General features: G+C 34.6%; 18 protein-coding genes and 1 pseudogene. 4 read left to right on the top strand and 15 right to left on the bottom strand.

What is annotated here, in order from left to right:
- Nucleotides 1–608 precede the first annotated feature (608 nt).
- From H3S74_RS11615 to H3S74_RS11625, 3 genes are all read left to right on the top strand, one after another.
- Entirely contained in the window at nucleotides 609–1139 is a 531-nt protein-coding gene (locus H3S74_RS11615; RefSeq protein WP_198247930.1) for an RNA 2'-phosphotransferase, read from the top strand.
- A 455-nt stretch (nucleotides 1140–1594) separates the two neighbouring features.
- Nucleotides 1595–2767, top strand: coding sequence for a M20 aminoacylase family protein (locus tag H3S74_RS11620; protein ID WP_198247931.1), 1173 nt, complete (start codon nucleotides 1595–1597; stop codon nucleotides 2765–2767).
- Nucleotides 2768–2783: 16 nt separating this feature from the next.
- Nucleotides 2784–4208 carry an MFS transporter gene (locus tag H3S74_RS11625; RefSeq protein WP_232354897.1) on the top strand — a complete coding sequence of 475 codons (1425 nt, stop codon included), beginning with the start codon at nucleotides 2784–2786 and terminating at the stop codon, nucleotides 4206–4208.
- A 189-nt stretch (nucleotides 4209–4397) separates the two neighbouring features.
- On the opposite strand, the gene mnmE is transcribed toward H3S74_RS11625, so the two are convergent.
- From mnmE to H3S74_RS11640, 3 genes are all read right to left on the bottom strand, one after another.
- Nucleotides 4398–5759, bottom strand: coding sequence for a tRNA uridine-5-carboxymethylaminomethyl(34) synthesis GTPase MnmE (gene mnmE / locus H3S74_RS11630; RefSeq protein WP_198247932.1), 1362 nt, complete (start codon nucleotides 5757–5759; stop codon nucleotides 4398–4400).
- 94 nt (nucleotides 5760–5853) lie between these two features.
- Entirely contained in the window at nucleotides 5854–6453 is a 600-nt protein-coding gene (locus H3S74_RS11635) for a YdcF family protein (protein ID WP_198247933.1), read from the bottom strand.
- A 19-nt stretch (nucleotides 6454–6472) separates the two neighbouring features.
- On the bottom strand, nucleotides 6473–7036 hold the full coding sequence (locus tag H3S74_RS11640; protein WP_086358677.1) for a DNA-3-methyladenine glycosylase I: 564 nt from the start codon (nucleotides 7034–7036) through the stop codon (nucleotides 6473–6475).
- Between the two features lie 246 nt (nucleotides 7037–7282).
- Here H3S74_RS11640 and H3S74_RS11645 point away from each other — a divergent pair, with 246 nt between their 5' ends.
- Nucleotides 7283–8632 (top strand): MFS transporter, encoded by a 1350-nt coding sequence (locus H3S74_RS11645; RefSeq protein ID WP_110448402.1) that lies wholly within the window; start codon nucleotides 7283–7285, stop codon nucleotides 8630–8632.
- Between the two features lie 65 nt (nucleotides 8633–8697).
- Here H3S74_RS11645 and gorA read toward each other — a convergent pair whose 3' ends face one another.
- The 12 genes and pseudogenes from gorA to ribE form a co-directional block, all read right to left on the bottom strand.
- Complete coding sequence (gene gorA / locus H3S74_RS11650) at nucleotides 8698–10050, bottom strand: glutathione-disulfide reductase (RefSeq protein WP_086362870.1); 1353 nt, start codon at nucleotides 10048–10050, stop codon at nucleotides 8698–8700.
- Nucleotides 10051–10214: 164 nt separating this feature from the next.
- A complete protein-coding gene (locus tag H3S74_RS11655) occupies nucleotides 10215–10691 on the bottom strand; it encodes a hypothetical protein (RefSeq protein ID WP_198247934.1) in 477 nt (158 codons plus the stop codon).
- Nucleotides 10692–10850: 159 nt separating this feature from the next.
- Nucleotides 10851–12278: a bifunctional D-glycero-beta-D-manno-heptose-7-phosphate kinase/D-glycero-beta-D-manno-heptose 1-phosphate adenylyltransferase HldE gene (hldE, locus tag H3S74_RS11660; protein ID WP_198201211.1), complete on the bottom strand. Its 1428-nt coding sequence runs from the start codon at nucleotides 12276–12278 to the stop codon at nucleotides 10851–10853.
- Nucleotides 12279–12331: 53 nt separating this feature from the next.
- Nucleotides 12332–13087: a twin-arginine translocase subunit TatC gene (tatC, locus tag H3S74_RS11665; protein ID WP_198247935.1), complete on the bottom strand. Its 756-nt coding sequence runs from the start codon at nucleotides 13085–13087 to the stop codon at nucleotides 12332–12334.
- A 14-nt stretch (nucleotides 13088–13101) separates the two neighbouring features.
- A pseudogene (gene tatB / locus H3S74_RS11670) lies at nucleotides 13102–13425 on the bottom strand (Sec-independent protein translocase protein TatB); the annotation flags it as partial.
- A gap of 3 nt (nucleotides 13426–13428) precedes the next feature.
- Nucleotides 13429–13641 carry a twin-arginine translocase TatA/TatE family subunit gene (gene tatA, locus H3S74_RS11675; protein ID WP_086353849.1) on the bottom strand — a complete coding sequence of 71 codons (213 nt, stop codon included), beginning with the start codon at nucleotides 13639–13641 and terminating at the stop codon, nucleotides 13429–13431.
- A gap of 74 nt (nucleotides 13642–13715) precedes the next feature.
- Nucleotides 13716–15257, bottom strand: a complete 1542-nt coding sequence (ubiB, locus tag H3S74_RS11680; RefSeq protein WP_198247936.1) for a ubiquinone biosynthesis regulatory protein kinase UbiB — start codon at nucleotides 15255–15257, stop codon at nucleotides 13716–13718.
- A 14-nt stretch (nucleotides 15258–15271) separates the two neighbouring features.
- Nucleotides 15272–16048 carry a bifunctional demethylmenaquinone methyltransferase/2-methoxy-6-polyprenyl-1,4-benzoquinol methylase UbiE gene (gene ubiE, locus H3S74_RS11685; protein ID WP_198247937.1) on the bottom strand — a complete coding sequence of 259 codons (777 nt, stop codon included), beginning with the start codon at nucleotides 16046–16048 and terminating at the stop codon, nucleotides 15272–15274.
- A 62-nt stretch (nucleotides 16049–16110) separates the two neighbouring features.
- Nucleotides 16111–17046 (bottom strand): multifunctional transcriptional regulator/nicotinamide-nucleotide adenylyltransferase/ribosylnicotinamide kinase NadR, encoded by a 936-nt coding sequence (gene nadR, locus H3S74_RS11690; RefSeq protein WP_198247938.1) that lies wholly within the window; start codon nucleotides 17044–17046, stop codon nucleotides 16111–16113.
- Between the two features lie 145 nt (nucleotides 17047–17191).
- Nucleotides 17192–18235 carry a TrmH family RNA methyltransferase gene (locus H3S74_RS11695; RefSeq protein WP_198247939.1) on the bottom strand — a complete coding sequence of 348 codons (1044 nt, stop codon included), beginning with the start codon at nucleotides 18233–18235 and terminating at the stop codon, nucleotides 17192–17194.
- A gap of 21 nt (nucleotides 18236–18256) precedes the next feature.
- Entirely contained in the window at nucleotides 18257–18676 is a 420-nt protein-coding gene (gene nusB, locus H3S74_RS11700; protein WP_065613984.1) for a transcription antitermination factor NusB, read from the bottom strand.
- Nucleotides 18677–18680: 4 nt separating this feature from the next.
- The gene (ribE, locus tag H3S74_RS11705) at nucleotides 18681–19151 is read right to left on the bottom strand and encodes a 6,7-dimethyl-8-ribityllumazine synthase (RefSeq protein WP_198247940.1); all 471 of its coding nucleotides are present in this window, start codon (nucleotides 19149–19151) and stop codon (nucleotides 18681–18683) included.
- Nucleotides 19152–19506: the final 355 nt, after the last annotated feature.

A 19506-nucleotide genomic window follows, 5' to 3' on the forward strand; every position in this document is an offset into this window, starting at 1 on the left:
CATTCGTATTGTTTATTTCAATTACTTATTCGATTAACCGCTCCTTTTTTTTATAAACATCAGTAATAAATGTTTTGGGGATTTTGTTTAAATTTTTTAAATACATTTATTCGATTAATCAATTAGTTATGACAAATTTATGTTTATTTTTAGTACAGAGTGGTTAGATGAGTAACAGTAAAATGACGAAGATATCTTGATGATAAAGCTAGGATATTTATCATTTAAAATAATCTGTTTTGCCTTTTTGGAATTAAATAATAGTAATTATTATTTAATAAACCATTACGCTTAACTTCAATTTTATGAAAATAAGTTTACATTCTATTAAATATACTATGCCAATTTAACCGTTAAAGAAATATCCGGAATTTATTATAAGTAAGAATACTTAAAAAACCATCTTGTCAAAATTATCTGCAATGTATTATGTAGCATTATTAAGCTAATCAAAAGCAACAAAACTAAAATTAGATTCATATTCAATTATGGAATCTACAGAGACCATTTCTTTATTACTATTTAACATTTTTTATAAATATACCTTGTATTCCTTTTAATAAAAGATAGCATCTAACTTATGATTTGATAGTAAAAATATTTAGCACATGAGCAAGAAGTCAAATATTAAGCGCACGAGTAAAGATTTAGAGAACACTAGTAAGTTTTTAAGCTATGTTTTAAGGCATAAACCAGAATCTATTGGTATCACATTAGATAGTAATGGTTGGGTTGGAATAGATGTTTTAATTCGGCAAGCGAATAAACATCGTCAACAACTGTCGCAAGATTTAATTAGCCAAGTCGTTATAACTAGTGATAAAAAACGCTTTACTCTGTCCGAAGATGGCTTGAAAATACGCGCAGCTCAAGGACATTCGACTAATCAAGTAAATATAATACATGTAGAAAAAATCCCACCTGAATATTTATATCATGGTACAGCAACCCGTTTTCTAGATTCAATCATTCAACAAGGTTTGATTGCGGGCGAACGTCATTATGTTCATCTTTCAATTGATAATAAAACAGCTGTAGCCGTTGGTAAACGTCATGGAAAACCAGTTGTATTAAGAGTTAGTGCTTTAACTATGTATCAACAAGGTATCAAGTTTTATTTAGCCGATAATGGCGTTTAGTTAACGGAGAATGTACCAAGCCAATTTTTAGAAGTTATTTAAATTAAATCTGCATCATTGAAAAAATAATTTTTAGTTTATGGTGTGAAAAAGTTAATTAGAGCATTACTGACATTCAGATTAATTAACTAAATTAATGAAAACATCGCTGTTAGTTAAAACTACTTTTCAAAATCGATAATAATACGATTAGTTTAACGTACTCTTTGTTCATTTTTTCGATCAAATCATATCTCAATGCTAGTTCAACACAACAATTTTCAAATATTACCGTATAGAAATTATCGACATTCACAAGAATAGCGGTTATTGTATATTTATTCATCTAAGCTGTTTTACTGATTAAGTTGTTTGCAGGTTTTACATTTAATCATAGTTTTAATCATAGTTTAGATGTGTAGTTCCCTTCTTTTTATTTTTTTCATAACGATATTCAGGTTAATTAGGAGCCTAAAATGCAGCATATTATGGAAACGATTAGAAAAACAGAGCAAGAGTTTATTGATATTCGCCATCAAATTCATCAACATCCTGAATTAGGTTTTGAAGAACATAAAACCAGCGATTTAGTGGCAAGTAAATTAGCTGAGTGGGGCTATGAAGTACATCGTGGTTTAGCAAAAACCGGTGTGGTTGGTGTCTTAAAAAATGGTACTAGTGATAAAAAAATTGGTATTAGAGCCGACATGGATGCGCTACCAATTATTGAAGCATCCGGAAAACCGTGGAGCAGTCAAACCCATGGCAAATTCCATGGTTGTGGCCATGATGGTCATACCACTATTTTGCTTTGTGCAGCCAAATATCTTGCCGAAACCCGTCACTTTGATGGCACTTTGCATGTTATTTTTCAACCAGCTGAAGAGTTGTTATATGGTGGAAAAGTAATGGTTGATGACGGTTTATTTAAACAATTTCCTTGCGATGTTATTTTCGGTATCCACAACATGCCAGGTTTTAAAGAAGGTCATTTTTATTTCAAAGCCGGCGCTCTTATGGCCTCATCCGATACGATCCATATTCATATTAAAGGTAAAGGTGCCCATGGTGCAATGCCAGAAAGAGGGATTGATGCAACGCTTGTCGCTTGTTATATCGGCACAGCCTTACAAAGCATTGTTTCTCGTAATGTGTCACCATTTGAGCAAGCCGTTATCACGATTGGTTGTATTCAATCAGGTGAAGCGCCGAATGTTGTTAATAGCGATGCACTAATGAAGTTAACGGTTAGAGCACTGGATAACGATACTCGTGCTTTATTACTTAAACGGATTAGCGAAGTTGCAACTGCACAAGCAGAGAGTTTTGGCGCCTCAGTACAAATTGAGCATGTGAATGGTAGTCCGGTATTGAATAATGGTGCAGATGCAACCAAATTTGCATTAGAAGTCGCACAAAAATTAGTCGGTGAAGATCGCGTGCATGATAATTGTCATCCTTTTATGGGCAGTGAAGATTTTGCTTTTATGTTAGAAAGTAATCCTAATGGCTGCTATATGATTATAGGTAATGGCGATGAACCCGGTTTTTGTAGTGTGCACAATCCTGGTTATGATTTTAATGATAAATGTATTGTTACCGCTGCATCATATTGGGTGGCATTAACTGAAAACTATTTAAACATATAAGGATTAATGTGCAGCTATGTCAAAAATAAATATGTCAAATTCAAAAAATTCTCCAGCAAAGCAGTTTAAAAGTTACAACCGATTAACTTTAGGTATTGTATTAGGGGTGATCACTTTTTGGCTTTTTGCTCAGTCTATAGTCAATGTTGGGCCGGCGGTTCAACATAGTATTGGTATCACTCCTGCATCGTTCAATTTAGCCGTCAGTTTAACCGCGCTGTTTTCTGGTTGTTTTATTGTCGTTGCTGGCGGACTCGCTGATCGCTTTGGCCGAGTTCGTTTTACCTATTTAGGTTTTATTTTAAGTATTATTGGTTGTCTTTGTTTGATCTTAGCCCGAGGTGAAGTACTTTTTACCATTGGTCGGATTATTCAAGGCTTATCTGCTGCTTGTATTATGCCATCGACGTTGGCATTAGTGAAAACCTATTATGAAGGTAAAGATCGTCAACGAGCATTGAGTTTTTGGTCAATTGGCTCTTGGGGTGGTTCAGGAACTTGTGTACTTGCCGGTGGAGCAATAGCCACTTATTTAGGTTGGCAATGGATTTTTATTATCTCAATCATCTGTGCTGTGTTAGGTATGCTGTTATTGAAAGGGACACCAGAAACTAAAATTGACGATCCATCAAGTTTGCCCAAATTTGATTATGTTGGGCTATTCGTTTTTGTGATCACTTTAGTTACGTTAAACCTTGTCATCACCAAAGGATCTACTTTTGGTTGGACTAGTGTAATGACATTATCACTCGCTACGATATGTTTGGTTTTTCTGATTTTATTTTTTGCTATAGAAAATCGTAAAGCTAATGGCGCATTTATAGATTTTTCACTGTTTAAGAACGTCCCTTATCGTGGAGCTACCTTATCTAACTTTCTACTTAATTCTGTGGCCGGTACTTTAATTGTTGCCAGTACTTATACCCAACAAGGAAGAGGCTTTACCCCTTTCGAAAATGGATTATTGACCATAGGTTATTTAGTTTCGGTTTTATGTATGATTCGAGTTGGTGAAAAGATCTTACAAAAAGTCGGGGCGAAAAAACCAATGTTACTCGGGCCGTTAATTACCGGTTCAGGTATTGCCTTGATGACGCTGACTTTCTTACCCGACATGTTTTATATTATTTCGGTGTTAGCCGGCTATATTTTATTGGGTCTTGGCTTAGGTTTTTACGCTACACCATCAATTGATACCGCAATAGCTAGTGCTCCGGAAGATAAAGTTGGTGTTGCATCAGGAATATATAAAATGGCAAGCTCATTAGGGGGGGCATTTGGTGTCGCTATTTCAGCCTCAACCTATGCTGCAGTTATTGCCAGCGGTCAAAGTGTCGCCACAGCGGCGGCAATTGGACTGTGGATTAATGTTGGCTTTTGTCTGTTATGTTTTATTTCAATTTTAATTTTAGTGCCCAATAATGCCGGCAAGAATAAATAAGTTAGCATAACTTTTTTATCATTTTAAATTAGGGATAAATCTTTTCGCATCTATCCCTGTTTTTTAATTAAAACTTTTATAAAACAATTTTTACAAACACTGAAAAATAAACCCATATAACTTAAAAAATTATATGGGTTTTGAAATAGAAAAATCTGTTTAAAATATTTAGTTATCTGTAGATAAAACTTATTTGCCAATACAGAATGAACTGAATATTCGTCCTAATAAATCATCAGACGTAAATTCACCAGTAATTTCACTTAGCGCTTCTTGAGCCAATCTAAGTTCTTCCGCCAATAGTTCGCCAGCATGGAATGTGGTAAGTTGATATTGACCATTATTTAAATGCTCTGCTGCTTTCTCAAGTGCTTGTAGATGTCGACGACGGGCCAGAAAACCACCTTCGGTGCTACTAGTAAAGCCCATAACCTGTTTGAGATGATCACGTAATAATGTAATACCTTCACCGGTTCTTGCTGATAGTTGAATAAGACAATAGCCATTTTGTTCACTATAACCTAACGGTTCACCAGTTAAATCAGCCTTGTTGCGAATAACTGTGACTGGTATGTTTTTCGGTAAACGTTCAATAAATTCTGGCCAGAGTTTTTCTGGATTTGTCTCATTAGTTGTTGTACTGTCGACCATAAATAAAACGCGATCGGCTTGATCAATTTCTTGCCATGCTCGCTCAATACCAATACGTTCAACTTCATCACTAGCTTCACGTAAGCCGGCAGTATCGATTATATGTAAAGGCATTCCATCAATATGGATATGTTCACGTAAAACATCGCGCGTTGTTCCAGCTATATCCGTTACGATAGCGGCATCTCGTCCTGCTAATGCATTAAGTAAACTTGATTTACCGGCATTAGGTCTACCCGCTATGACAACTTTCATGCCTTCACGCAATAATGAACCTTGTTTAGCTTCTTGACGGACTTCATTTAATCGTTGTATGACTTGCTCAAGTTCTGCAGCTATTTTCCCGTCAGATAAAAAGTCTATCTCTTCCTCTGGAAAATCAATAGCAGCTTCAGTAAAAATACGTAGGTGAATTAATGATTCAACCAGTGTATTAATTTTTTTAGAAAATACCCCTTGTAAAGATGATAAGGCTGATTTTGCTGCTTGCTCTGAGCTGGCATCTATTAAGTCAGCGATGGCTTCGGCTTGTGCTAGATCCAATTTATCATTTAAGAAAGCTCGCTCTGAAAATTCACCCGGCCTTGCAATCCGCACACCAGGAATATCTAAAATACGTTTTAATAGTAAATCTAAAATAACTGGACCACCATGCCCTTGTAGTTCAAGCACATCTTCACCCGTAAATGAGTGTGGATTGGGAAAAAATAAAGCAATCCCTTCATCTAAGGTTGTACCATCCGATGCTAAAAAAGGTAAATAATGAGCATAACGCGGCTTAGGTAAAATACCTAAAACGGCTTTAGCAATATCTTGCGCTTTAGGGCCGGAAACACGCAATATTCCGACACCACCACGACCGGGAGGTGTCGCTTGTGCAACAATTGTATCTGTATTCATATTTATCAATTTTAATTTAAATAGCAATGGTTAATCATACCACGACAACCATTAAAAATCTGTAAAGTGAAATAGTCTAAAGCAATGGGACTGATTAATTATCATTTTTAGTTTCAACATAATCTAAGGGATGATCAAATAGCCATGAGTTAAGTAAAGCTAATGGTTCTCTTATCATGGCGATATATTTATCAAAATTGCTATAACTTAATGGTGCTGACAAACCAGAAATATCACCAATATTGGATCGTTTAGCTAACATGATTGAACGTAAAATATGGAAATCATTAGTTACCACAACGGTCTTTCCTAATGGCAAAACTTGATTAGCATACACAAATTGTTGTGCTGTTCGCCTTGATCTATCTTCTAAATAGACCCTTGAAGGTTCAATACCTTTTTGGATTAAATAATCAGCCATCACGCTCGCTTCAGTCGCCGATTCATCACTACCCTGCCCCCCACATACAATCACTTTTGTATTGGGATTAGCTTGTAAATAATTGATCGCAGTATTCAAGCGAATTTGTAACGTTAAAGGAGCTTGTGCTGGAGTGCCCACGACTTGTGAACCTAATACCACCAGAGTATCAGCATTCGCTGCTGGTTTTTGGTAAGCAAAAATAAAAATAATAATATTACAAAGAATAAAATAAAATAGTATTAATATCAGTAACCATCTAATTAATTTCATGATTATCATCTAATACCTCTCATTTTTTAAAACAAGTTTCAAAATGGTCATCAACTAATCCCATCGATTGCATAAATGCATAACAGATCGTTGATCCAACAAAAGAAAATCCTCTCTTTTTTAATGCTTTTGACATTCTATCTGATATTTCGGTGCTAACTGGAACTTCACTTATGTCATTAAAGTGGTTAATTATAGGTTTACCATTAACAAAGGACCAAATAAATTGAGAAAAATCCTCATTATTGTTCTGCATTGCTAAGTAAGCATGAGCATTTTTTACAATGCTGTTAAGTTTTAGACGATTACGAATTAAGCCTTCATTTTCAAGTAATGATTCTATATCAGTCGCCGTTAATTGGATAATTTTTTGTGGTTCAAAATTGAAAAAGCATCGACGATATTCATCTCGTTTTTTTAGAACAGTAATCCACGATAACCCTGCTTGTTGACCTTCAAGACAGATTTTTTCAAATAGTTTTAAACTATCATATTGTGGATGCCCCCATTCATTATCGTGGTAATCAATATATAACGGGTCATTGCTAACCCAACTACAACGTTTTGGTTGGTTATTTTTCATAGTTATTCTAACTTAATATTTTGAGATTATTATACTTGATAAATAAATTGAGTGTTTATTTAAATCATCCCTAAATTTATATTATAAATCTAACCAGCAGATAATTACTGTTGATTAAATTTTTTTATGATTAAAAAAATATCTATTTTTTATGGCAGAATGACCATTCACGATTAAGATTTAGTCAATATATAATTATTTTCTTAATTGACTATATCAGTTTAACTATAACAATAAGGTTTTTTCATGAGTCAGTCCGAGATTAATGCTGAATGGCAACCAGTGGCACGTCCATTGAACAGCAAAGATTTAAAAACATTGATATTATCCTCTTTAGGAGGAACATTAGAATTTTATGATTTTGTTATCTATGCACTCTACATTGATACCATTGTCAAACCGTTATTTTTACCCCATACATTATCGCCGTTAACGTTAGATTTATTTGCGTGGGGAATTTTTGCAGCCGGCTACTTGGTTCGCCCTGTTGGTGGCATTATTATGGCGCACTTTGGTGATAAAGTTGGTCGTAAAAGAATGTTTACCTTAAGTGTGGCGATGATGGCTTTACCTACTTTTATCATTGGTATTTTGCCTACTTATGAAACAATTGGTATTGTAGCACCATTATTATTGTTATTGATGCGGATGCTACAAGGCGCGGCTATCGGTGGTGAAATGCCTGGCGCATGGGTATTTATCGCAGAACATACCCCAAAACAACGTTATGGTTTAGGTGTCGGTACTTTAACCTCAGGCATTACTGGTGGTATCTTACTTGGCTTTTTCGTTACAATTATTATTGATCTCTATTTTACTAACCAAAATATTTTGGATTATGCATGGCGTATTCCTTTTATTATTGGCGGTATTTTTGGGGTTATTTCAGTATATTTACGCAAATTTTTATCTGAAACGCCAATTTTTAAAGAGTTAGCTGCACGTAAAGCTTTAGAAAAAAGTATACCTGTGGTTACCGTATTAAAAAAACACAAAACGGCATGTTTGATTGTCGCATTATTAACTTGGTCTTTATCCACCGCTATTATGGTCGGTATTTTAATTACTCCTGGACGCATTGTTGGTGGTATGTACCATTTTGCAAATCTTGATTGGCGTATCGGTGGTTGTATTGCTGCTTTAACCTTATCTATTGGTTGTGTTATTGCTGGTTGGTTAGATGATAAATTAGGTACAGCAAAAACCGTTATCATCACATGGGGTGGCTTAGCAGTAGTCAGTATCTATTTTTATAGTTCTTTAACTGCAGATATATCATTAACTAAACTTTATTCTATTTGGGCAGTATTTGGTTTGTTTATCGGCTCGATAGCCATGACACCAATTATCGGCACTAGAACGTTTCCACCAGCAATTCGTTATTCTGGATTATCGTTCTCTTATAATTTGGCCTACGCACTATTTAGTGCAATTACCCCAACGTTAACTATTTATTTGTTAAGCCCAGATCACTTATTAGGCGAATTTAGTTATCTTGGCGCAGGTATTTATATTTCAGCTGTCGCTTTACTAGCTGTTGTAGTTGGCTTTACTTCATTAGCCCAAAATGGCTGGCAAAATAAATCAGATCATTAAAGACTATTAATAAAAAACAGGGCAATAGCCCTGTTTTCGGTAAAAAGTAAGATAAATGATAAATATTAACGCATTGTAACAAATTCTTCCGCTGCTGTTGGATGAATTGCAATAGTATTATCAAAGTCTTTTTTGGTTGCTCCCATTTTCAATGCTACAGCAAACCCTTGTAATATTTCGTCCATACCATAACCAATGCCATGAATACCAACAATTTTTTCTTGCTCACCAACACAGACTAATTTCATTCGGCAAGGTTGTCGATGCGACGTGACCGCGGTATACATAGCAGTAAAAGTAGATTTATAAACTTTGACGTTTTCTGGGCCATATTGCAATATAGCTTGCGGTTCACTTAAACCAACCGTACCAATCGGTGGGTGAGTAAACACCACTGTTGGAATATTAGAATAATCTAGATGCTCATTTGGTTTATTGTTAAATAGTCGTTCCGATAATCGACGACCGGCAGCCACCGCTACAGGGGTTAATGCTGCGGCGCCTGTATCATCCCCTACCGAATAAATGCCGGCAACACTAGTATTTTGAAACTCATCCACAATAATAAATCCATTGTTATCAACTTTAATACCTGCAGCAGATAAATTCATTTCTTTTGTTGCTGGTTCACGACCGATTGCCCATATTAAGCAATCAACAGTATAACTCTCACCATTTTCTAATGTTAACGTCAATGATTCATCATCATTTTTAGTAACAGAAGAAGGGATTGCAAAAGTGTGCAAATGCTGACCTTCATTAGTTATTACTTCCATTAATGTTTCCACAATAAGTGGATCGAAAGCACGTAAAGGTGTACCTTGGCGAACAAATTGATGTGTTTCTGCGCCAAGTGAATGTAACACGCTGGCTATTTCACAAGCTATATAACCAGCTCCAACTACTGCTACTCGTTTAGGAAGTGCTTTTAACTCAAAAAATCCATCAGAAGTGATACCATATTGCGCTCCAGGTATATTTGGAATCGTTGGCTTTCCACCTACAGCAATAAGTATATGATCGGCACTATAATGTTCGCCATTAACTTCAATCGTTTTTGCATCAACAAATTTGCCATAACCATGGATCACATCGACATTATTATTGTTTAAAACACGATCATAAGATTGATGGACACGCTCAATATAAGCAGTTCGACTTGCAATAAGTTTGTCCCAATCAAAATGGTTAATAGTGGTATCAAAACCATAATCAGGGCCATAATGGTTAATTGCTTCAGCAATTTGTGCACCATACCACATAATTTTTTTCGGTACACAGCCAACATTTACGCAAGTTCCACCAAGTAACTTAGCTTCAATAATTGCACATTTTTTACCATATGATGCAGCACGATTAATAGAGGCAATCCCACCACTACCACCACCGATAGCAATATAGTCATAATGTTTAGTCATAAAAAATCCTTTAAATAAATTAGCAAATAATGATTAATAGCTTTGCACAAAGCGGACAATAAAAAAAGTATTAAATATGAAATTTAATGATAGTTATTAACTATTGATTGGTCTTATTCATTAATATAATCGTATTAATGATTTTTTTAATAGTTTCTGACTTACTAAAAACATCTATTTAAAGCCTGAGAATTAACCGGTTTAGAATTCAATTTTTCGCTAATCTCAAGATGGCATTTGTTATTTTCAAGTTTGTAAAGAATACTATATATTTTCCCTAATTCTGGAGTGAATTGCTGATATTTTGTTGTACAGACGAATTTATCATCTCTTGATTTACCAATAACAGTAACGATTTGATTACTAGGAGTTTTCACTTCTACCGAAGGAACATATTTAGGATAAATATTAAATGGTACAATTTTATGGCGAAAAACATAGCCAAGACTCTGATAATTAGAACATGTGTTACTTTTACCATCATAAATATTTAACGAAAAATAGGTTGGATAATCAGTTTCTGTAGTGAAAACAAGTTGAGGATCATTGATATTTGCTTCATAACGATATTTGTGTTGCGGTACTCGGTGACAAGCGACAATCAGAAAGCCCATTAACAATAAAGTCACTTTTGTTTTCATTATCCTATTCCTTATTAATTATTTAAGATTTTATTTTTCAAAACTCAAATAACTATTTATTTGAGTGAATTAAATATCAAATAATGAAAAATTTGAACACCAATTATTGTATATTTGAGTAATTGGCTACCCAATTAAATAGCCAATTACCGAAATACATTATTCTTGTTGTTTAATCCTATCAATGATATTCGTGGTTGAACAACCATCTTCAAAATTCAGTACTTTAACCTCACCACCAGCTTCAATAACCTCTTTGCCACCAGCGATATCTTCTGGTTTATAATCGCCACCTTTAACTAGTACATCTGGTAATATGCTAGCAATTAATCGTTGCGGTGTCTCTTCCTCAAAAGGAACAACCCAATCAACAGAATCAAGCGCACCTAAAACAATCATTCTTTGCATTAATGGATTGATTGGACGTGATGGTCCTTTAAGCTGTTTTACCGAAGCATCGCTATTTACCGCCACAATCAAACGATCGCCAAGTTTACGGGCATTAGCAAGATAAGAGACATGCCCAGCATGTAAAATATCGAAACAACCATTAGTCATGACAATTTTTTCACCACGAAGACGCGCTTTGCGAATTTCTTCTTTTAATGTGTCTTCAGTCATCACACCGAAACCATCATCAGCACGAGCTCGGATAGCGTTACTTAATTCAACTTGAGATACCGTAGATGTCCCTAACTTGCCAACCACAACACCTGCTGCTGCATTTGCTAAAAAACAGCTCTCCTCAAGAGATTGCCCTGCGGCTAATGAAGCAGCTAAGGTCGCTATCACCGTATCACCAGCACCAGTAACATCAAATACCTCTTTGGCTTGCGTAGGTAGATGATAAACAGGTTTATCTAACTGTATTAACGTCATCCCTTTTTCACTACGAGTGACAAGCAGTGCTTTGAAATCGTATTGTTTAATCAGTTGATAGCCCTTTTCGATAATTTCTTGCTCTGTTTTGCAAACACCAACAACTGCTTCAAATTCAGACATATTTGGCGTTAATAATGTTACCCCACGGTAACGCTCAAAATCAGTACCTTTCGGATCAACCAATATTGGGACATTTGCTTTTTGAGCTTGTTTAACCATTGCTTGTACAGCAGTTAAAGCACCTTTGGCATAGTCAGATAGTACTAATACTTTAGAGGTTGAAAGTGCACTTTCAATACGTTCTAAAATAGGTGTATGATCAACATTATTAAAACCTTCTTCAAAATCAATTCTAATGAGTTGTTGATTTCTAGATAAAACTCTTAATTTGGTAATTGTTGGATGAGTTGAGACTGATACAAAATCACAATGGACATTACGTTTAGTCAGTTGTTCATCAAGTACTTTGGCTGGTTCATCAATACCGGTAAAACCAATTAATCTTGCGCCCCCCCCTAAAGAGGTTATATTCATAGCGACATTGGCTGCACCACCAGCGCGTTCTTCTAGAGCATCAACTTTAACAATTGGCACTGGTGCTTCTGGTGATATACGGTTAGTACCACCATACCAATAGCGATCTAACATAATATCGCCAACTACCAGAACTTTTGCTTGATTAAACTCAGGAAGTGAAGTTTTCATTATGGTCATATATCCTTTACTTGTTATTCAGTAAATCACTTATCGATTTATTATTAATCCCCAACAGATTCATCGTCTGGTTGAATTTTTTTTCTGGGTTGATAAAAACGGGCAAAAAATGTCCCTATTTCAAATAATAAACAGATAGGTACAGCTAATAAAATTTGAGAAAATACATCCGGTGGGGTTACAAACATCGCTACAGCAAACACACCGACAATAATATAAGGTCTTTTTTTACGTAAATTTTTAGGAGTAGTAACGCCAGTCCAACAAAGCAAAATAATCGCCACAGGCACTTCGAATGCAAAACCAAATACAATAAATAGTGTCATGACAAAATCAAGATATTTTGTAATATCAGTATTTATCGCGACATCAACAGGTGCTGTATGGATAAAGAAATAAAATGCCAAAGGAAATACAGCAAAATATGCAAACGCAATACCGATATAAAAAAGTACCGTACTAGAAATAATTAATGGCATAATCAGCCGTTTTTCATGTTGATATAGAGCCGGAGCAATAAATCCCCAAACTTGATATAAAAGATAAGGAATAGAAATAAATATTGCAACAACGGCCGTCAGTTTAATTGGTGTAAAAAAAGGGGCGGCAATATCGGTGGCAATCATACTGCTACCTTTAGGTAATTGACTGATAAGCGGATTAGCAACAATATGATAGATATCATTTGAGAAATAAAGCAAACATGCTAATACTAGTAATATACAAATGATACAGCGTAAAAGTCTTGTTCTTAGTTCGACCAGATGTCCAATAAGTGGTTGGGTTGCGTCGTCTGTCATAATTTATCTTTATCTGAATGAATTGTTGTATCAATTTGACTGACTGAATTAATCTCATTTTGCAGTGATTCGGTTACCCGTTTTAATTCATCAATTGATGCTTGCAGTTCTGGGGTAAGAGAATTCAAACCACTTTGTTCGGCTTTTTTTAAGCTATCTTGTAGTTCTTGCAGTTTGAGTTCTTTATTCAATTCTAACTGGACAGTTGCTGACATGCGACGGAGTACTTTAATCCATCCGGCAACAGTTTTAATTGCAATAGGCAAACGTTCCGGTCCTAATACAACCAGTCCAATAATTAATACTAATAGTAGCTGACCAAAGCTAATATCGAACACGGGTTACTCTTTATCGGCGTGGTTATTAGCTGATGAGTCAAGATGTTCAACTTTTTGTGAATCATCAGTCTCTTTTTTGTCATCATCGTCATTCATGGCTTTTTTAAAACCTTTAATTGAAGCCCCAAGATCAGAGCCCAATGAACGCAATTTTTTTGTTCCGAATAATAGTACGATAACAGCAACAAATATCAGTAGTTTGGGCAAACTAGGCATATGATAACTATCTCCAATAGCGTTAGGTAGTCAAATTATACACTTAAATGGTGATATTCCCAAAAATAACTATTTCAATGTACAACCAGTGTTACAATAGACAAAACACAAACTAGACTAAGAATGGCCAACGACCAACGATAGCGTTTTTTGCCTCGTTGTAATTCTTGATTAATCTGTTTTAATTGGTTATGCATCTGTTTAGTCATACGAGCCTGATCACCTAATCTTACTGGCAGGTCAACTAGGATGTTCTTCCACTCCGGTAACGAGGTCCATACTTGCTGGAATAACGTTTTAGCGCTGTACTTATCTTCATACCATTTTTCAAGAAATGGCTTAGCAGTTTGCCATAAGTCGAGTTCTGGATATAGCTGACGTCCTAATCCTTCTATATAAAATAAGGTTTTTTCAAGTAATGTTAATTGCGGCTGAATATCCATTTCAAATTGACGAGCAACTTGAAATAAAGCTAATAAAATTTGAGAAAATGAAATTTCACCTAATGGTTTGGCAAATGCAGGTTCACACACACTACGCATAGCCATTTCTAATGCCGTTGCATCAGTTGTTTCTGGCACCCAACCAGAAGCAATATAAATTTGCGCAATTCGTCGATAATCTTGATTGAAAAAGGCGAGAAAATTTTCAGCTAAATAACGCTGATCATCTTCAGTTAGTACACCAACAATTGCACAGTCTATGCCAATATAACGGGGATTTTGCGGTTCAGAAATATCAACAAAGATATTACCTGGATGCATATCAGCATGGAAAAAATTATCTCGAAACACCTGTGTAAAGAAAGCTTGAACACCACGTTCGGCGAGCAATTTCATATTGACACTATTTCGTTTAAGTTCATCAATATTAGCTATTGGTGTACCATAAATTCGTTCTTCTACTAAAATATTTGTTCGACAAAGATCTTGATAAACATAAGGAATATACAAAATCTCACTATTTATGAAATTATCCCGTAAACGAGCAGTATTATAAGCTTCTTTTTGTAGATCAAGCTCTTTCAAAAGTGTATTTTCATAATCACTAACAATTTCAACCGCACGTAACTTTTCACCAAATTTAATCCGTTTAGTAAATTGATTAGCAGCCCAATACATCAAGCGAATATCGGATTTAATTATAGGTAAAATATTCGGGCGTAAGACTTTAATCACAACTTGGGCGTGGCTGCTTTTTAAAGTTGCAGTATGCACCTGAGCAATAGAAGCAGAAGCTAATGGTTTTTCCTCAAAATCGGTAAAATAATCATCTATAGAACAACCAAGAGCTGATTCAATAATTTGTCTGGCAATTTGTCCATCAAAAGAAGCTACTTGATCTTGCAGTTTGGCTAATGCATCAGCAAGATGTTTCGGTAATACATCTCGCCTTGTTGAAACCATTTGTCCAAACTTTATCCAAACCGGACCTAACTCTTGTAAGGCTAGACGCAATCTTTCACCAATATCTTGTTGTTTTGCTTTAGATCTAACCCAAAATAGACTAATCAACAACAATTTAAACCATGTTGAGGTTCGATGTTTTGGTAATAGTTCATCTAATCGATAAGCTCGAAATACCGTTAATATTTTATAAATTCGAAGAAATGTCATTCTTTTTTATCACATTAAAATTTAAAACCAGTATGTAAAGCCACAATGCCACCTGTCATATTGTGATATTTCACATCGACAAATCCAGCATCCTCCATCATTTTTTTCAATGTTTTTTGATCTGGGTGCATTCTGATAGATTCAGCTAAATATCGGTAACTATCAGCATCATTAGCGACAATTTTGCCTATCAACGGTAACATAGTAAATGAGTATAAGTCATAAGCTTTATTTAAAATCTGGTATTGCGGTTTAGAAAACTCAAGTATTAATAAACGACCACCAGGTTTTAACACTCTCCACATAGATTGCAATGCTTTTTGCTTATCAGTGACATTGCGTAAACCAAATGAGATAGTAATACAATCGAAATAGTTATCAGCAAATGGCAGTTCTTCTGCATTAGCTTGTACATATTCAATATTATTAAATAGACCTTTGTCTCGAAGCTTATCTCTACCAACTTTTAGCATAGATTCATTGATATCAGCTAATACAACTAAACCATCATCACCGACAATTTGCGAGAATTTAGCCGTCAAATCGCCAGTACCGCCGGCAAGATCCAAAACTTTTTGCCCCTTACGAACACTACTATATTCAATAGTGATTTTTTTCCAGATACGATGAATACCAAATGACATAAGGTCATTCATAACATCATATTTATCAGCAACAGAATGAAAAACTTCTGCTACCCGTTTTACTTTATCTTGCTTTAAAACTTGAGTGTAACCAAAATCAATTTTATCTTGATTTTCATCATTTTGCTGTGAAGATGATTGAGACATAAAAATTTACCTATCATAAATAGTTAGCTTATTTTAGCATAAGCTAACCTAAATGTGATGGACTAAATTAATAACGATTCAACCATTTGAGAAACAATTTCGAAATGTTGTAATGGTGTGGAGTTTGCTGGCAAGTCTTTTTCGTGAATGACCAAATCAAACTGATAACTATTTTTTAAACCATTTAATACTTCATTAGATTTAGTAAAAATTTGATTATAGTAATTAGCCAATGTATCAAAATCAATCGATGTAAAGATTAATTTATTAGCATCTTCAACAGCTTTGGACATACGTTCTACTTGCAACATGGCTATCCTAAGATAATCATTTTCACTTAAATAACGTTTATTTTCTGTTGTTGATATTTCTCGTTTAATGTAGTTAATATAACCATTTGAAACATATTGTGTGTTATAAATATTAGCTAATTGTACCGGCAATTCATTAAATTTATCATGTCCTATAATCGCTACTTTTTTAACAAAAAAAGGTTTCGCTGCCTTAGCAATATAAGACCAGTTTTGATAAGGTTTTTCTCGAATTTGTGTCGCACTAATGTTAACAAAATCACGATCAGCATCAACAATAACCACAGGGCAACCAAAATAGCGTTCATGCTGTTTTACATCTTGTGATTCGCTAGTAAATACCACAGTAGGTTCGATTTTATGTTCCAATAAAATACGTTTTATACTATCACTCCAATCTTGCCAACCATTGGGATAATAGTTAATACCAGCTTCATCAGCGATATGAATGTGAATATTATGTCTATCTTTAAAGGTTTCTTTTAACCAGGAGAAGCGATCACTTACTTGAGGCTGTCTAGGCAGGCGACTTTTTTCAAACAGTTGTTTATCACGTATTGATTCACAACCCAACATGACATGCAGTTCATCAACTTGGGTCAATGCTTTTTCAATAAGATAAATATGACCACTATGTAACGGATAAAACTTACCAAAAATTAAACCAACTCGATGTTTAGATGACATAATCATTACCAATCAATTTCAAAACTGGATACTAATGTACAGAAAAAACAACCATTTTCTAACCAATTGATGCTATTTAATATAATAAAATTACAAAAGTGTTAACTTCATCAATTAAATTCATCAATTGTTAGAATCATACCAATTAAGATTGATATTTTATAGCAGATAACACAATCCCTGTTGCTACAGAAATATTTAAAGCCGACATATTATCATTGCCTTGCAAATGGACAATGTTATCAGCACAGTTAATTAATTTGTTATTAATTTGTTGAAATATAACTAAGGCAATTTTCTTGGTAAATTTGAGTTGTGATAACTCTGTTGATGAAATCGATTTTAATTGACATGGTAATAACGCAATAACTTGATAACCATGTTGTTTTAACAGATCAATAGATGCTATAAAATCATCACTTTTAATAGATTCAATTGCTTCAATGCCACCTTCAGCAACACGCATTGCGGCACCACTATCGAGTAAGTTTGTTTGCCGTAAAATTACGCCATTAACGCCAAAAAAAGCTGCACTACGCATTAACCCACCTAAGTTATGCGGATTATTCACATCATCAACAGCAATAATGCAATCCTGAACCTGATCATCATATTCATCTAAATAATCAAGCAAAGTGAGTGGAATACGTTTTTTAACAATTAAACAAACACCACCATGATGAGGAGTTTGTGTGATTTTAGTAATTTGCTCTGTTGAGACAACATCATAACCAAGACGTTGTTTGACTAACCAATTAATTAATTCTTTAAATTGATAAGTCATTTCTTGGGTAATAAATAATTTAACAATAGCCAAACGTCGATGCTTAAATACCGCTTTACAACTGTTTTCGCTGTAAACTAATGTCTCTTCCTTTTTTTGACGATAGCCATCATAACCGAATGTAGGTACTTGTTCATTATCTCGAACTTTTTTTTGCCATGGGGAATCATGCTCATCTGCTAAATCAAACTGTGCTTTAGCTGGTTTTACCGTTTTATTAAATTTTTTTGGTTTAAAGGTTTCGATCCGGTCATGTTTTGCTTTTGAACTAGACTGAAAACCATCATTATTACGTTTATTTTTATAATCACCACCACGTTCTTTGGCTGAACGGTTTTTCACTCTTGCTTCATTATTTTTAGCATAAAAAATAGTGGGCTTACTTTTTTCACTAGTATCGTTCATATTATTCCCAATTAAAGACAGTTATCGTGTACGAATGGTTGGTGCAACTTTATCTAATACACCATTAACAAATTTATGGCTATCTTCTGCGCCAAAGGTTTTAGTAAGATCGATAGCTTCATTGATAACAACTTTATAAGGGACATCATGTCGCTTCATTAATTCATATAGAGCAATTCTTAATACGGCTAATTCAACTTGACCTAGTTCATCAACAGTTCTTTCTGTTAAATAAGGAGTCATTTTCTCATCTAATTCTGCAGTATTTTTAGCAACACCATGCAGTAATTCTCTAAAATATTTGGTGTCGACACCTTTCATATCTTGTTCAGCCATGAAGCTGCTCTCAACATCAGCAAGATCATTTCTAGAAATTTGCCAAGAGTAAATAGCTTGAACTGCACACTCTCTTGCTCGACGACGAGGATTAACTAACGCCACTAAATTACTCCTTAATTGTTTTAATCACATTTAACATTTCAAGTGCGGTTAGTGCCGCTTCAGCACCTTTATTGCCCGCTTTAGTTCCAGCTCGCTCAATGGCCTGTTCGATACTTTCAGTAGTTAAAATACCAAAACCAACTGGTATCGAAAAGCCTAAACTCGCATTTAATAGTCCTGAACTTGATTCACCAGCGACAAAATCAAAATGAGCGGTACTACCACGGATAACTGTGCCCAATGCAACAATTGCATCATATTTTTTTGACTGTGCAGCAACTTTAGCTGCTAAAGGAATTTCATAAGCGCCCGGTACCCAAATAACGGTAATATTGTTATCGTCTACTTCACCGATACGAGTGAGTGCATCTACGGCACCATTAACTAAACTTTCATTAATAAATTGGTTAAAACGCGCCACGATAATCGCTACTTTGGCTTCAGGTGCAGCAACTTTACCTTTAATTGTTTGCATATTCATTCCTTACCGATTGATTCTAGATGCAATTTTATAATCTCTTTCAGAGATTAAATTATCAGGCAATTATACCACAAATTAAAGGCTTATCCTATTAGCAAAAGAGGATTTAATCTTTTTAATACTAGCTTTAATTAAAATAGTTATTAACTATTTATTGTATGAAAATAGTTAATTTATCAAAGGTTATTTTTGCATTTATCCATAATTATTTTTTAGATAACTATCCTATTATTTGTTTGTAGAAAATTGAAATATTTTACATATTATAAAAAATTTATTGTTATTGCTTGCAAGCTGTTATTAACGAATTACAATGGTTATGGAAAGGCTTTTTATTAAAGAGGTATTA

The organism is Gilliamella sp. W8126 (assembly GCF_016102185.1).
Classification (GTDB): Bacteria; Pseudomonadota; Gammaproteobacteria; order Enterobacterales; family Orbaceae; genus Gilliamella; species Gilliamella apis_A.

Bases quoted from the DNA above. Each gene is read 5' to 3' on its own strand.
- H3S74_RS11640 (WP_086358677.1), bottom strand. From the start codon at position 7,036: ATGAAAAATAACCAACCAAAACGTTGTAGTTGGGTTAGCAATGACCCG.
- H3S74_RS11615 (WP_198247930.1), top strand. From the start codon at position 609: ATGAGCAAGAAGTCAAATATTAAGCGCACGAGTAAAGATTTAGAGAAC.
- H3S74_RS11695 (WP_198247939.1), bottom strand. From the start codon at position 18,235: ATGAACGATACTAGTGAAAAAAGTAAGCCCACTATTTTTTATGCTAAA.
- H3S74_RS11645 (WP_110448402.1), top strand. From the start codon at position 7,283: ATGAGTCAGTCCGAGATTAATGCTGAATGGCAACCAGTGGCACGTCCA.
- hldE (WP_198201211.1), bottom strand. From the start codon at position 12,278: ATGAAAACTTCACTTCCTGAGTTTAATCAAGCAAAAGTTCTGGTAGTT.
- tatC (WP_198247935.1), bottom strand. From the start codon at position 13,087: ATGACAGACGACGCAACCCAACCACTTATTGGACATCTGGTCGAACTA.
- mnmE (WP_198247932.1), bottom strand. From the start codon at position 5,759: ATGAATACAGATACAATTGTTGCACAAGCGACACCTCCCGGTCGTGGT.
- H3S74_RS11655 (WP_198247934.1), bottom strand. From the start codon at position 10,691: ATGAAAACAAAAGTGACTTTATTGTTAATGGGCTTTCTGATTGTCGCT.
- H3S74_RS11625 (WP_232354897.1), top strand. From the start codon at position 2,784: ATGTCAAAAATAAATATGTCAAATTCAAAAAATTCTCCAGCAAAGCAG.
- ubiB (WP_198247936.1), bottom strand. From the start codon at position 15,257: ATGACATTTCTTCGAATTTATAAAATATTAACGGTATTTCGAGCTTAT.
- H3S74_RS11620 (WP_198247931.1), top strand. From the start codon at position 1,595: ATGCAGCATATTATGGAAACGATTAGAAAAACAGAGCAAGAGTTTATT.
- tatA (WP_086353849.1), bottom strand. From the start codon at position 13,641: ATGCCTAGTTTGCCCAAACTACTGATATTTGTTGCTGTTATCGTACTA.
- ribE (WP_198247940.1), bottom strand. From the start codon at position 19,151: ATGCAAACAATTAAAGGTAAAGTTGCTGCACCTGAAGCCAAAGTAGCG.
- H3S74_RS11635 (WP_198247933.1), bottom strand. From the start codon at position 6,453: ATGAAATTAATTAGATGGTTACTGATATTAATACTATTTTATTTTATT.
- nadR (WP_198247938.1), bottom strand. From the start codon at position 17,046: ATGTCATCTAAACATCGAGTTGGTTTAATTTTTGGTAAGTTTTATCCG.
- gorA (WP_086362870.1), bottom strand. From the start codon at position 10,050: ATGACTAAACATTATGACTATATTGCTATCGGTGGTGGTAGTGGTGGG.
- ubiE (WP_198247937.1), bottom strand. From the start codon at position 16,048: ATGTCTCAATCATCTTCACAGCAAAATGATGAAAATCAAGATAAAATT.